The sequence below is a fragment of the Cryptosporangium minutisporangium genome (assembly GCF_039536245.1).
GTDB lineage: Bacteria > Actinomycetota > Actinomycetes > Mycobacteriales > Cryptosporangiaceae > Cryptosporangium > Cryptosporangium minutisporangium.
In genome coordinates this window covers 87771-101823 of the sequence record NZ_BAAAYN010000018.1, presented here as the reverse complement: position 1 = coordinate 101823, position 14053 = coordinate 87771, and the positions used below count along the sequence as shown (strand labels likewise).

Here is a 14053-nt window from a genome sequence, read left to right as displayed (position 1 = left end):
AATGTCACGCAGCCGAAACCATTGACACGTGATGGCGCTCACTCGTACGGTCAGCGCCACCGCGTTGAAACGATTCATTCAACGGTCACCAGTTAGCACTGCTGCAACGGAGCGTGTCCCGTGTCCCACAGCGAGCCCTCCCGGCCGCTGCTCTCCCTGGAAGGGGTGGGCAAGACGTTCGGAGCGTTACGTGCGCTCGACGGCGTCTCGCTGGACCTCTACCCCGGCGAGGTGCACGCCCTCATGGGTGAGAACGGCGCCGGCAAGTCCACTCTGGTCCGCATCCTCGCGGGCGTCCACCGCCCCGACGCCGGTGTGGTCCGGCTCGACGGCGAGGAGATCACGTTCGCCGACCCGGCCGCCGCGCGCGACGCCGGCATCGCGGTGATCTACCAGGAGCCGACGCTCTTCGGCGACCTCTCGGTGACCGAGAACGTCTTTATGGGCCGCCAGCCGCTCGGCCGCTTCCGGTCCATCGACCGCAAGGCGATGCGCGAGCAGGTGGGGGCGCTGTTCGCCCGGCTCGGCGTCGCGCTCGACCCCGACCGTCCGGCCAGCGGCCTCTCGATCGCCGACCAGCAGCTCGTCGAGATCGCGAAGGCCCTCTCGCTCAACGCGCGCGTCATCATCATGGACGAGCCGACCGCGGCGCTCTCCTCCCGCGAGGTCGAGCGTCTGTTCACGGTCGCGCGGACGCTGCGCGCCGACGGCGCCGCCCTGGTCTTCATCTCGCACCGGCTCGACGAGGTCTACGCGCTCTGCGACCGGGTCACGGTGCTGCGCGACGGCAAGTTCGTCTCGTCCGACCCGCTCGCCGAGGTCACCGAGGACGAGTTGGTCCGCCGGATGGTCGGCCGTGACCTGGACGCCCTGTTCCCGAAGCTGGACACCACGCCGGGCGAGGTCGCGCTGAAGGTCGAGCGGCTCACCCGCGAGGGCGTCTTCACCGACGTCTCGTTCGAGGTGCGGGCCGGGGAGATCGTCGCGCTGGCGGGCCTGGTCGGCTCCGGCCGCAGCGAGGTCGCCCGGTGCGTCTTCGGCATCGACAAGTACGACGCCGGTTCGGTGACCGTTCGCGGTAAGGCGCTGAAGGGTTCGCGTCCGACCGCAGCGATCGACGCCGGGCTCGCGCTCGTTCCCGAGGACCGTCGCCAGCAGGGCCTGGTCATGGAGCTCTCGATCGAGCGCAACGCCACGATGACGCAGATGGGCGGGCTCTCCCGCTTCGGTCTGCTCAGCGGACGGGCGGAGCGGACCCGCGCCAAGGAGTGGGCCACCCGCCTGCAGCTGAAGTACCGGCGCCTCTCCGACGCCGTCGGCGTGCTTTCCGGCGGTAACCAGCAGAAGGTCGTGCTCGCCAAGTGGCTGGCGACGCAGCCCCGCGTGCTGATCGTCGACGAGCCCACCCGCGGCATCGACGTGGGGACCAAGGCCGAGGTGCACCGGCTGCTCTCCGAGCTGGCGTCCGAGGGCGTCGCGGTCCTGATGATCTCGTCGGAGCTCCCGGAGGTGCTCGGCATGGCCGATCGAGTGCTCGTGATGCGGGAAGGACGGCTCGCGGCCGAGTTCGACCGCGCCGACGCAACCGAGGAGACCGTGCTGTCCGCGGCCGTCGGTCGGACGGGACGGGCCGCATGAGCACGGCGGTGATCGAGAAACAGCGTTCCGCCGCTGCGCTGCTGGGCCGCCTCGCCCGGGCGCGCGAAGCCGGCCTGGTCGTCGCCCTGTTCCTGCTCTTCGGCGCCACCGCGATCGTCAACCCGCGGTTCATCGGCGTGCAGAGCCTCAAGGACATCCTGCTCAACACCGCGATCGTCGCGCTGCTCGCCGTCGGTCAGACGCTCGTCGTCGTCACCCGCAACATCGACCTCTCGGTCGGTTCGGTGCTGGGGCTCTCGGCGTTCGTCACCGGTCTGCTCTTCGCCGATCACGACATCCCGATCGCGGTCGCGTTCGTCGTCGGCATCGTGATCGGCGCCGTCTGCGGCGTGATCAACGGTGTGCTGGTCGCGGTCTGCCGCATTCCGGCGCTGGTGGTCACGCTCGGGACGATGTACGTCTTCCGGGGCCTCGACTACTGGCTGGCCGAAGGACGGCAGATCAACGCCGCCGACATGCCCGAAGCGTTCCTGAAGCTCGGTAGCGGCTCGTTCGTCGGCATCCCGATCCTGGTGCTGATCGCGCTGATCCTGCTGGCCGTCGCCGCGTGGGGCATGCGCAACCTGCGCTCCGGGCGCGAGCTGTACGCGATCGGCTCCAACCCGGACGCGGCCCGGCTCGCCGGTATCCCGGTGGGGCGTCGGCTGTTCGTCGCGTTCGTCCTCACCGGCACGCTCTCCGGTCTGGCCGGTGTGCTCTGGGCCGCCCGGTTCGGAACGATCGACGCCACGGCGGCGACCGGCTTCGAGCTGAACGTGGTCGCCGCGGTCGTCGTCGGTGGTGTCGCGATCTTCGGTGGTAGCGGAACCGTCGTCGGCGCGGCGCTCGGTGCGCTGCTGCTCTCCACGATCGGAAGCGCGCTGGTCGTCCTGAAGGTCGAAGCGCTCTGGGAGCGCGCCATCACCGGCGCGCTGCTGCTGCTCGCGATCACCCTCGACCGGGTGCTGGCGATCCGGGCCGAACGTGCCCTGCGCGCCAGTGCCAGCCGCGGCGCCACGACGGTGCCCACCAACGGCAACGGGAACAGCGCTGCCGCGCCGCCGCCGGAGTCCGCGCCGGTTGCTGAAAACCTCGCCGAGGGGAGCACGACCCGATGAGCACCACCGTCCTGCCCCCGGCGGACACGTCCGAGCCGCGGCCGTCGGCCTTCGCCGAGCACTCGCCGCTGCGTCGGCTGCTCTCCTGGGAAGGCGCGATCACCGCGCTGCTGATCTTCGCGGTACTGGTCGCGTCGTTCGGCGTCGAGGGCTTCGCCGACTCGTTCAACCTCGCCAACGCCCAGCTCGACATCGTCGAGATCGCGATCCTGTCGCTGACCCTCACGCTGCTGGTCGTGATCGGCGAGATCGACCTGTCGATCGCGTCCAACCTCGGCATGTGCAGCGCGCTGATGGGCGTGCTGTGGAACGGCGGCCTGTCGATCGAGACGATCATCCCGATCACGATCCTGGTCGGCGCGCTCGCCGGTGCGCTCAACGGCTTCCTGGTCACTTTCGTCGGCCTGCCGAGCCTCGCGGTCACGATCGGCACGCTCGCGCTCTACCGCGGCCTGGCCTACGTGCTGCTGGGTGACAAGGCGGTCGCCGACTTCCCGGTGAGCTACACGACCTGGCCCAGCAAGACGCTCGGCAGCCTGCCGATCCCGTACCCGACCGTGCTCGTGATCGTCCTGGCGATCGTCGTCGGCGTCATCCTGCACGCGACCCCGGTCGGCCGGTCGCTCTACGCGATCGGCTCGAACAAGGAGGCCGCCCGGTTCGCCGGCATCCGGGTCAAGCGGATCACGTTCTGGCTGTTCGTCGCGTCCGGGGCGTTCGCCGGCCTGGCCGCGATCATCTACACGCTCCGGTTCTCCAGCGCCCGCGCCGACAACGCGAACGGGCTCGAACTGACCGTCGTGGCGGCGGTGCTGCTCGGCGGCGTCTCGATCTTCGGCGGCCGGGGCACGTTGCCCGGTGTTCTCGTCGCGGTGCTGCTGGTCGGCGTCCTCCGCAACGCGCTCATCCTCGACGACGTCGAGTCCGAGACGTTGATGCTCGTCACCGGTGGGCTCCTGATCATCTCCGTGCTCGCTCCCAACGCCGTCACCTGGGGACGGGAGCGCTGGCGACTACGAAGGCTGGCCCAGAAGGCCGCCTCGACGTCTTGAACTTCCATCTCAAACCCCCACCACCACCCCGAAAGGGATCGACAATGATGTTGCTCCGTGCACGGAGAGCCACCGCGCTCTCCGCCGCGCTGGTCGCGGTGACGCTCGCCGCGGCCGCCTGCGGTGGCACCACCAAGGACTCCAACGAGGACACGGCCGCCGGCCCGGCGTCGTCCGCCTCCGCGAACCCGGACGCCCCCCTCAAGGAGGGGCTGAAGATCGCGTTCCTGCCCAAGCAGGTGAACAACCCGTACTTCACCGTCGCCGACAAGGGCGGCGAGAAGGCGGTCAAGGAGTTCAAGGGCGAGTACAAGGAGGTCGGTCCGTCCGACGCGAGCGCCTCCTCGCAGGTCCAGTACATCAACACGCTGACCCAGCAGGGCCAGGACGGCATCTGCGTCTCCGCGAACGACGCGAACGCGGTCGTCCCGGCTCTGACCCAGGCGCGTCAGCGTGGCGTCAAGGTCGTGACGTTCGACTCGGACGCCGCGAAGGCCGGCCGGGACGCGTTCGTGAACCAGGCCGACCCGGAGGCCCTCGGCCGCACCGAGGTCCAGCTGCTGGCGAAGCAGATCGGGGAGAAGGGCAAGATCGCGATCCTGTCCGCGACCCCGAACGCCACGAACCAGAACGCCTGGATCGAGTTCATGAAGGACGAGCTCAAGAAGTACCCGGGCATGCAGCTGGTGAAGGTCGCCTACGGCAACGACGACGACCAGAAGTCGTTCCAGGAGACCCAGGGTCTGCTCCAGGCCTACCCGGACCTGAAGGGCATCATCTCGCCGACGACGGTCGGTATCGCCGCGGCCGCGCGGTACCTGTCCAGCTCGCCGTACAAGGGCAAGGTCGCGCTGACCGGTCTGGGCACGCCGAACCAGATGCGTCAGTACGTCAAGGACGGCACGGTCAAGGAGTTCGAGCTCTGGGACCCGGCCAAGCTTGGTTACCTCTGCGCCTACGCCGCGGCGGCGCTGTCGTCCGGTCAGATCACCGGTGCCGAGGGCGAGAAGTTCAAGGCCGGTGAGCTGGGCGAGTACACGATCGGCAAGGACGGAGCGATCCTGCTCGGCCCGCCCCAGGTCTTCGACGCCAAAAACATCGACCAGTTCAACTTCTGATGTGGGCGGCCCGCTGAGGGCCACGCTGCCGAGCCGGCGCGACAACTTGAGTATTCACCTATACGCGGCGTCGTCGCGCCGGATCGGCACCGAGGCCCTCAGCGGGCTCCAGGTTCGAACAGAGGCAAAATGCAGCGGGTTTGTTTGCTTGGTCAGGTCGACCCGAACCGGCTCGACGAGTACCGGGAGCGGCACGCCGCGGTCTGGCCGGAGATGCTGGCCGCGCTCCGCAAGCACGGCTGGACGAACTACTCGCTGTTCATGAAGGACGACGGTCTCCTGATCGGTTACCTGGAGACCGAGGACTACGAAGCGGGGCTGGCCGGCATGGCCGGTGAGGAAGTCAACGCCCGCTGGCAGGCCGAGATGGGCCCGTTCTTCGTCGGGCTCGGTGACCGGCGCCCGGACGAGGGCTTCTTGGTCGTCCCCGAAGTTTTCCACCTCGACTGAAAGAACGCGCCATGACGGACCCTCGAGTCACTGAAGTACTCAACAGCCAGCACATCGAGCTGCCTTCGTGGGCGTTCGGCAACTCGGGGACCCGGTTCAAGGTGTTCGCCCAGGCCGGCGTCCCGCGCGACCCGTACGAGAAGATCGCCGACGCCGCCCAGGTGCACAAGTACACCGGTGCCGCCCCGACGGTCGCGCTGCACATCCCGTGGGACAAGGTCTCCGACTACGCCGACCTGGCCCGCCACGCCAAGGACCAGGGCGTCGCGATCGGCACGATCAACTCGAACGTGTTCCAGGACGACGACTACATGCTGGGCAGCGTCACCAACCCGGACCCCCGCGTCCGCCGGAAGGCGACCGACCACCTGCTCGAGTGCGTCGACGTCATGGACGCCACCGGCTCGCGGGACCTGAAGCTCTGGTTCTCCGACGGCATCAACTACCCGGGCCAGGACGACATCCGCGCCCGGCAGGACCGGCTCGCGGAGGCGCTCGCCGAGGTCTACGCCCGGCTCGGCGACCACCAGCGGATGTTGCTGGAGTACAAGCTGTTCGAGCCGGCGTTCTACGCCACCGATGTCCCGGACTGGGGCACTGCCTACGCGCACACGCTGGCGCTGGGCGAGCGGGCCGTGGTCTGTGTCGACACCGGACATCACGCCCCTTCGACCAACATCGAGTTCATCGTCGCGTTCCTGCTGCGGGCGAACAAGCTCGGCGCGTTCGACTTCAACTCCCGCTTCTACGCCGACGACGACCTGATGGTCGGTGCGGCGGACCCGTTCCAGCTGTTCCGCATCCTGTTCGAGGTGCTGCGCGGCGGCGGCTTCGACCGCGACCCCGGTGCGCTCGACGAGATCGCGTTCATGCTCGACCAGTGCCACAACATCGAGCCGAAGATCCCCGGCCAGATCCGCTCGGTGATGAACGTCCAGGAGGCCACCGCGAAGGCGTTACTGGTTGACCGGGACGCGCTGGCCGCGGCCCAGGCCGAGGGCGACGTGCTCGGCGCCAACGCGGTGTTCATGGACGCCTACAACACCGACGTCCGTCCGATGCTCGCCGAACTGCGGGCGGCCAAGGGCCGCGACCCGGACCCGATGGCCGCGTACAAGCGCTCCGGCTACGCCGAGCAGATCGTCACGGACCGCGTGGGCGGTCAGCAAGCTGGCTGGGGCGCCTGACCCCGCTTTCCCGGCGCGCCGCGCCGGGAACTGAGCCCCGGCTCGGGCGGGCCGGCCAGGAACCCCCGCCCGAGCCGGTAACGACGTCACACCGCACTCCGACAGCGAGGGAAGTCGAACAACATGACCAGTCCGACGGCCACGAACCCCCAGGCGGCGACCCCTAGCGTGGTCGAAGCGCTACTGGCCCGGTCGAACCGGCTGGGCGCGGACCCGCGCAACACCAACTACGCGGGGGGCAACACCTCCGCGAAGGGCACCGAGACCGACCCGGTCACCGGCGGTCCGGTCGAGCTGCTCTGGGTCAAGGGCTCCGGCGGGGACCTGGGCACGCTGAAGGAGTCCGGCTTGGCGGTGCTGCGCCTGGACCGGCTGCGCGGGCTCGTCGACGTCTACCCGGGCGTCGAGCGCGAGGACGAGATGGTCGCGGCGTTCGACTACTGCCTGCACGGCCGGGGTGGCGCCGCGCCGTCGATCGACACCGCGATGCACGGCCTGGTGGACGCCGCTCACGTCGACCACCTGCACCCCGACTCGGGCATCGCGATCGCGACCGCCGCCGACGGTGAGGCGCTGACCAAGGAGTGCTTCGGCGACAAGGTCGTCTGGATCCCGTGGCGTCGCCCCGGCTTCCAGCTCGGCCTGGACATCGCCGCGGTGAAGAAGGCGCACCCGCAGGCGATCGGCTGCATCCTGGGCGGACACGGCATCACCGCGTGGGGCGCGACCGCCGAGGAGTGCGAGGCCCGCTCGCTGGAGATCATCCGCACCGCGGAGGAGTTCATCGCTACCCGGGGTTCGACCGAGCCGTTCGGGGCGGTCGTCGCCGGGTTCGAGCCGCTGCCCGACGACGAGCGGCACGCGAAGGCCGCCGCGCTCGCCCCGGTGATCCGTGGCCTCGCGTCGACCGACAAGCCGCAGGTCGGGCACTACACCGACAGCGACGTCGTGCTGGACTTCCTGGCCCGGGAGAAGCTCGCGCCGCTGGCCGCGCTCGGCACGTCCTGCCCGGACCACTTCCTGCGCACCAAGGTCCGCCCGCTGGTGGTCGACCTGCCGGCGACGGCGTCGGTCGAGGAGATCGTTTCTCGGCTCGCCGAGCTGCACGCCGAGTACCGCGAGGAGTACCAGGCCTACTACGACCGGCACGCCGACGCCGACAGCCCCGCCCTCCGCGGCGCCGACCCGGCGATCGTCCTGGTGCCGGGCGTCGGCATGTTCAGCTTCGGTGCGAACAAGCAGACCGCTCGCGTCGCCGGTGAGTTCTACGTCAACGCGATCAACGTGATGCGCGGTGCCGAGGCGATCTCCACCTACGCCCCGATCCCGGAGTCGGAGAAGTTCCGGATCGAGTACTGGGCCCTCGAAGAGGCCAAGCTCCAGCGGATGCCGAAGCCGAAGCCGTTGGTCGGGCGGGTCGCGCTGGTCACCGGTGCGGCGTCGGGCATCGGCAAGGCGATCGCGGCCCGGTTCGCGGCTGAGGGCGCCTGCGTCGTCATCGCGGACCTGGACGCTGCCAAGGCCGCCGCGGCCGCCGAAGAGCTGGGCTCGTCCGATGTGGCCGTCGGGGTGGCTGCGAACGTCACCGACGCCGCCGGAGTGAAGGCCGCCTTCGACGCCGCCGCGCTCGCGTTCGGCGGCGTCGACCTGGTCGTCAACAACGCGGGCCTGTCGATCTCCAAGCCGCTCGCCGAGACCAGCGAGGCCGACTGGGACCTGCTCCACGACGTCTTGGCGAAGGGCTCGTTCCTGGTCTCCAAGGAGGCCGCACGGGTGATGACCGCTCAGAAGATGGGCGGCGACATCCTCTACATTTCGTCGAAGAACTCGGTCTTCGCGGGCCCGAACAACGTCGCTTACTCGGCGGCCAAGGCCGACCAGGCGCACCAGGTCCGGCTGCTCGCGGCCGAGCTGGGCGAGCACGGCATCCGGGTCAACGGCATCAACCCCGACGGTGTCGTCCGCGGCTCCGGCATCTTCGCCGGTGGCTGGGGCGCCTCCCGGGCCGCCGTCTACGGCGTCCCGGAGGAAGACCTGGGCAAGTTCTACGCCCAGCGGACGCTGCTCAAGCGGGAGGTGCTGCCGGAGCACGTCGCGAACGCGGCGTTCGCGCTGGTCGGCGGCGAGCTGACGCACACCACCGGCCTGCACGTTCCGGTCGACGCCGGCGTCGCGGCAGCGTTCTTGCGATGAGCCCGACGCTGTTCGCCGCGGTCGACCTCGGCGCGTCCTCCGGGCGCGTCGTGGCCGGCCGGGTCGGGCCGGACACAGTGGAGCTGACCGAGGCGCACCGGTTCGTCAACGAGCCGGTGCGCCTGGCCGGGACACTGCATTGGAACATCGCCGGGCTCTACACCGAGATCCTGCGCGGCCTGCGGTTCCTCGGCCGCGACCACGGCACGCCGGTCAGCGTCGGCGTCGACTCCTGGGCTGTCGACTACGGCCTGCTGGACGCCGACGGCGCGTTGCTGTCGGCTCCGGTGCACTACCGGGACGGCCGTACCGACGGCGTGGCCGAGACGATCAACGGCCAACTCGGTGCCGACGCGCTCTACCAGCGCACCGGCCTGCAGATCTTGCCGTTCAACACGATCTACCAGCTGGTCGCCGCACGGGACACGGCGGCGTACCGGACGGCCGACCGCCTGCTGCTGGTGCCGGACCTGATCGGCTACTGGCTCACCGGTGCGATCGGCGCGGAGGTCACCAACGCGTCGACCACCCAGCTGCTCGACGTCCACGACCGGACCTGGGACGTCGACCTGGCCTCGTCGTTGGGCCTCCGGCCGGAGCTGCTGCCGTCGCTGCGCCAGCCCGGGGACTTGCTCGGGCGGTTCCGGGCGGACGTCGCGGCCGAGGTCGGCTTCGATGCTCCGGTCGTCGCGGTGGCGTCGCACGACACCGCGTCGGCGGTGATCGGTGTCCCGGCGGTCGGCGACCGGTTCGCGTACATCTCCTGCGGTACCTGGGGGCTGGCCGGGCTGGAACTCGACCGTCCGGTGCTGAGCGAGGCCAGCCGGGAAGCCAACTTCACCAACGAGGCCGGGATCGACGGAACGGTCCGCTACCTGCGGAACGTGATGGGGCTCTGGCTGCTGCAGGAGTCGGTGCGCTGGTGGGAGCGCGAGGGCCGGCCCGCCGACCTCCCGACGTTGCTCGCCGACGCCGCCGGAGTACCGGCCGGCCGGACCGTCATCGAGGTGGACGACGCCCGCTTCCTGCCGCCCGGCGACATGCCGTCCCGGATCGCCGCGTACGCCCGGGAGACCGGCCAGCCGGTGCCGTCCGCGCCGGACGAGATCGTCCGCTGCATCCTGGACAGCCTGGCGCTGGCGTTCCGCCGCACGATCCGGGAGGCCATGGCGCTGGCCGATCACGCGGTCGACGTCGTCCACGCGGTCGGCGGCGGCGCGCGGAACGCGCTGCTGTGCCAGCTGACCGCCGACGCGACCGGCCTGCCGGTGGTGGCCGGCCCGGTCGAGGCGACCGCGCTGGGCAACCTGCTGGTCCAGGCCCGTGCCGCCGGGCTGGTCGCCGACCTGGCGGACGCCCGGCGTCTGCTCGCCGCCACCCAGGCGACGGTGTGCTACGAACCGCGACCCGGTATCGACTGGGACAGTCTGGCCAGTCGACTGGCGTCGACCGCTGCGAAGGTGTGAGCTGGTATCACGATGCGTGTTGCCCTGTTCCTGACGTGCTTCAACGACACCGTCTTCCCGGAGACCGGCAAGGCGGTGGTCCGGCTGCTGGAGCGGTTGGGGCACACGGTGGAGTTCCCGCTGGCTCAGACCTGCTGCGGCCAGATGCACTTCAACACCGGTTATCAGCGGGAAGCGATCCCGCTGGCGCGGAACTTCGTCGACGTGTTCGGCGAGTACGACGCGGTGGTCGCGCCGTCGGGGTCGTGCGCCGGGATGGTGCGGCACTTCTATCCGCGGCTCGCCGAGGTGGCCGGCGATCCGTCGCTGAGCAGCGTCGGGCCGCGGGTGTACGAGCTCAGTGAGTTCCTGATCGACGTCGCGAAGGTCGAGGACGTCGGGGCGTACTTCCCGCACCGCGTCACGTACCACCCGACCTGCCACTCGCTGCGGATGCTGCACGTCGACGACAAGCCGCTGCGGTTGCTGCGCAACGTACGCGGCCTGGAGCTGCTCGAGCTGAGCGGCGCCGAGGAGTGCTGCGGGTTCGGCGGCACGTTCGCGGTGAAGAACGCCGAGACGTCGACCGCGATGCTCGCCGACAAGGTCCGGCACGTCCTGGATACCGGGGCCGAGGTCTGCACGGCCGGTGACAACTCCTGCCTGATGCACATCGGCGGCGGGCTGTCCCGGCTGCGGACCGGCGTCGGCACCCTGCATCTGGCCGAGATCCTCGCGTCCACCGAGGACGATCCGTACGGAGTGCACTCATGAGTACCTTCCTCGGGATGCCTCCCGTCGGCCAGGGGCACCTGCACGGGCGACCGTTCCCCGGCGAGGCACGCAAGGCGCTCAGCAACGACCAGCAGCGCGCCAACCTGCGGAAGGCCACCGGCACGATCCGCGGCAAGCGCGCCGCGGTCGTCGGTGAGCTCGACGACTGGGAGCAGCTGCGGCTGGCCGGTGCGGCGATCAAGGATCAGGTTCTGTACGACCTGCCTGCGCTGCTCGATCAGTTCGAGGCGGCGTTCACCGCTGCGGGCGGGGTGGTCCACTGGGCCCGGGACGCGGACGAGGCCGGGCGGATCGTCACCGGCCTGGTGCAGGACGCCGGCGCGAAGCACGTGCTCAAGGTCAAGTCGATGGCCACCCAGGAGATCGAGCTCAACGAGGTCCTGGAGGCCGCCGGAATCACCGCTCGCGAGACCGACCTCGCCGAGCTCATCGTCCAACTGGGCCACGACCAGCCGTCGCACATCCTGGTGCCGGCGATCCACCGGAACCGGGCGGAGATCCGGGAGATCTTCAAGCGGGAGATCCCGGGCGTCGACCCGAGCCTCTCCGACCGCCCCGCCGACCTCGCCGGGGCTGCCCGCACCTACCTGCGCGAGCAGTTCCTCGACGCGACCGTGGCGATCTCCGGCGCGAACTTCGCGATCGCGGACACCGGCACGCTCTGCGTCGTCGAGTCCGAGGGCAACGGCCGGATGTGCCTGACGCTGCCGAAGACGCTGATCTCCGTGGTCGGTATCGAGAAGCTGCTGCCGACCTGGCAGGACCTCGAGGTGTTCCTGCAGCTGCTGCCCCGGTCGTCGACGGGGGAGCGGATGAACCCGTACACCTCGTTCTGGACCGGTGTCACCGAGGGCGACGGCCCGTCGGACGTGCACGTCGTGCTCATCGACAACGGCCGGACGCGGGTGCTCGCGGACGAGATCGGACGCCAGGCGCTGCGCTGCATCCGGTGCTCGGCGTGCCTGAACGTGTGCCCGGTGTACGAGCGGGTCGGCGGGCACGCGTACGGCTCGGTGTACCCGGGGCCGATCGGCGCGATCCTGTCGCCGATGCTCACCGGATTCGGCGCGCACGCGGACGTGAACACGACCTTGCCCTACGCGTCGACGCTCTGCGGGGCGTGTTTCGAGGCGTGCCCGGTCCGGATCGACATCCCGGAGGTGCTCGTCCACCTGCGCGCCGCCGCGGTCGACGCCAAGCGGGAGAAGAAGGTGCCGACCGCCGAGCAGCTGGCGATGAAGGCGCTCGGCTGGGTGTTCGAGAAGCCTTCGCGTCTGGCCGCCGCGCAGAAGGCGGGATGGGCCGGCTCGGCGCCGCTCGGCGGCAAGCGTGGTCGCATCGGAGCGTTGCCCGGTCCGGTGATCGGCGGCTGGACGTCGGCCCGGGACGCGCCTGTGGTCCCGAAGCAGAGCTTCCGCGCCTGGTGGAAGAAGTCCCGCCGGGCCGGGCCACCCACCACGACGCCGAGCCCACCGCCGGATCCGGAGCTGACCACGGGGGAGCCGTCGTGACCAGCGCCAAGGACGAGATCTTCGCCCGGCTGCGGGCCGCGGTGGACGAGCACCCGGGCCGGGGCGTCGGCCCGGTGCCCCGCGAGTACCACGGCGCGGGCGGGGTGGCGTCCGCCGAGGTCGACCTCGACCTGCTGGTCGAGCGGCTGGAGGACTACAAGGCGACGGTTCGCCGCACCGACCCGGCCGGACTGGCGGCCACGGTCGCGGCGGCACTGGCCGATCGCGGCGTGCGGCGGCTGGTGGTTCCCTCGGGCTTGCCGGAGGAGTGGATTCGCGACGTGCCGACGGCATCCGTCGAGTTCGTTGCGGACTCCCCGGCTCTCGGGTCGCGGGATCTGGATGCCACCGACGGGGTGATCACCGGGGGCGCGGTGGCGATCGTCGCGACCGGCACGATCGTGCTGGACGCCGGACCCGGCCAGGGGCGGCGGGCGCTGTCGCTGGTGCCGGACTACCACCTGTGCGTGGTCGCCGCGGACCAGGTCGTCGACGCCGTCCCCGCCGCTGTGCGGCGCCTGGACGCCACCCGTCCGCAGACCTGGATCAGCGGTCCGTCGGCCACCAGCGATATCGAGCTCAACCGGGTCGAGGGCGTGCACGGCCCGCGGACGCTGGAAGTGATCGTGGTCAGCGGCTCGTGAGCAGCTGGGCGTGGCCGGCTTCGGTACCGATGCCGGCGCGCGCGTCCGGGTTCGCGCGGTAGTACCGGATCGCCGCGGCGACCAGAGTGTGGTCGGTGGCGACGGCTCGCAGGTCGATCCAGACCCAGTCCCAGGCGTCGGTGCTCGCAGGGTCGTCGGTTCGTTCGGGGTTCTGGGTTCGTTCAGAGTGCTGGGTTCGTTCGGGGTTCTGGGATCCCTTGGGATCCTCGATTCGTCCGGGGGCCTCGGGATCCTCGGGGGCCGAGGGGGTTACCGGAAGGGGCAGGTCCCGAGCGCCGGGGGCGGGGTCCGCGGGACTGTCCGGCCCGATCGCGTCCCAGGGAATCAGCCGCGGCCGGAAGACACCGACGCGCAGACCGTCCGCGTCCAATTCAAGGTACGGCCGAAGAAACGCGGGCCCCGCCCATCGCACGACGAGGAACACCGCGACCGCCAGCCCCGCCGCGTCCATCGCCGGATTCGGCCAGGTGTTGCCGATGCGGGCGCCAACCAGGCTGATGCACAGGATCAGCCCTGCGCCGTGCGGTGCCTGCGGGCGGGGCGTCGCGAGCACCGGCGTCCCGTCGTGGGTACGCAGAAGGAACGCCTTCGGCAGGGTCCGGGACCGCCACCGGAGCCGCCGGAACGCGGCCTGGTGCGCGGCCGCGAGCACGACCGGTAGGGCGTGAGCGATCAGCGTCGCCGGGGGATCCCAGCCTCGCCTCGCCGCCCAGAACGCGGTGGTCACCCCTACCGCGGCGCACACCACCGCGGTGATGCGGCTCCGCCGCACGAGCGTCGCGGGCGGGGGAGCGATCACGTGGCGACTCTAGTGAATGCGCGCTGCACTCGACCGTGATCGAGAGGGTATGCACGTCCCACACGCCGCGGGCGATCGTCGT

At 70.5% G+C, this 14053-nt stretch carries 12 protein-coding genes; 11 read left to right on the top strand and 1 reads right to left on the bottom strand.

Annotation, left to right across the window (positions count from 1 at the left end):
- The first annotated feature begins 120 nt into the window (after positions 1–120).
- From ABEB28_RS15240 to ABEB28_RS15190, 11 genes are all read left to right on the top strand, one after another.
- A complete protein-coding gene (locus ABEB28_RS15240) occupies positions 121–1638 on the top strand; it encodes a sugar ABC transporter ATP-binding protein (protein WP_345728741.1) in 1518 nt (505 codons plus the stop codon).
- Positions 1635–2756, top strand: a complete 1122-nt coding sequence (locus tag ABEB28_RS15235; RefSeq protein WP_345728740.1) for an ABC transporter permease — start codon at positions 1635–1637, stop codon at positions 2754–2756. The genes ABEB28_RS15240 and ABEB28_RS15235 overlap by 4 nt, the downstream gene beginning before the upstream one ends.
- Positions 2753–3808: an ABC transporter permease gene (locus tag ABEB28_RS15230; protein WP_345728739.1), complete on the top strand. Its 1056-nt coding sequence runs from the start codon at positions 2753–2755 to the stop codon at positions 3806–3808. Before ABEB28_RS15235 ends, ABEB28_RS15230 begins: the two co-directional genes overlap by 4 nt.
- A 47-nt stretch (positions 3809–3855) precedes the next feature.
- Entirely contained in the window at positions 3856–4926 is a 1071-nt protein-coding gene (gene rhaS, locus ABEB28_RS15225; RefSeq protein WP_345728819.1) for a rhamnose ABC transporter substrate-binding protein, read from the top strand.
- Between the two features lie 129 nt (positions 4927–5055).
- Positions 5056–5376: an L-rhamnose mutarotase gene (locus ABEB28_RS15220; RefSeq protein ID WP_345728738.1), complete on the top strand. Its 321-nt coding sequence runs from the start codon at positions 5056–5058 to the stop codon at positions 5374–5376.
- An 11-nt stretch (positions 5377–5387) separates the two neighbouring features.
- Positions 5388–6563 carry an L-rhamnose isomerase gene (rhaI, locus tag ABEB28_RS15215; RefSeq protein WP_345728737.1) on the top strand — a complete coding sequence of 392 codons (1176 nt, stop codon included), beginning with the start codon at positions 5388–5390 and terminating at the stop codon, positions 6561–6563.
- 123 nt (positions 6564–6686) lie between these two features.
- The gene (locus ABEB28_RS15210; RefSeq protein ID WP_345728736.1) at positions 6687–8756 is read left to right on the top strand and encodes a bifunctional aldolase/short-chain dehydrogenase; all 2070 of its coding nucleotides are present in this window, start codon (positions 6687–6689) and stop codon (positions 8754–8756) included.
- On the top strand, positions 8753–10222 hold the full coding sequence (locus ABEB28_RS15205; protein WP_345728735.1) for a rhamnulokinase: 1470 nt from the start codon (positions 8753–8755) through the stop codon (positions 10220–10222). The genes ABEB28_RS15210 and ABEB28_RS15205 overlap by 4 nt, the downstream gene beginning before the upstream one ends.
- Positions 10223–10234: 12 nt before the next feature.
- A complete protein-coding gene (locus ABEB28_RS15200) occupies positions 10235–10975 on the top strand; it encodes a (Fe-S)-binding protein (protein ID WP_345728734.1) in 741 nt (246 codons plus the stop codon).
- Entirely contained in the window at positions 10972–12507 is a 1536-nt protein-coding gene (locus ABEB28_RS15195; protein ID WP_345728733.1) for a LutB/LldF family L-lactate oxidation iron-sulfur protein, read from the top strand. Before ABEB28_RS15200 ends, ABEB28_RS15195 begins: the two co-directional genes overlap by 4 nt.
- A complete protein-coding gene (locus ABEB28_RS15190; RefSeq protein ID WP_345728732.1) occupies positions 12504–13151 on the top strand; it encodes a LutC/YkgG family protein in 648 nt (215 codons plus the stop codon). Before ABEB28_RS15195 ends, ABEB28_RS15190 begins: the two co-directional genes overlap by 4 nt.
- Here ABEB28_RS15190 and ABEB28_RS15185 read toward each other — a convergent pair.
- Complete coding sequence (locus tag ABEB28_RS15185; protein WP_345728731.1) at positions 13138–13971, bottom strand: hypothetical protein; 834 nt, start codon at positions 13969–13971, stop codon at positions 13138–13140. The genes ABEB28_RS15190 and ABEB28_RS15185 overlap by 14 nt on opposite strands.
- Between the last annotated feature and the right edge of the window lie 82 nt (positions 13972–14053).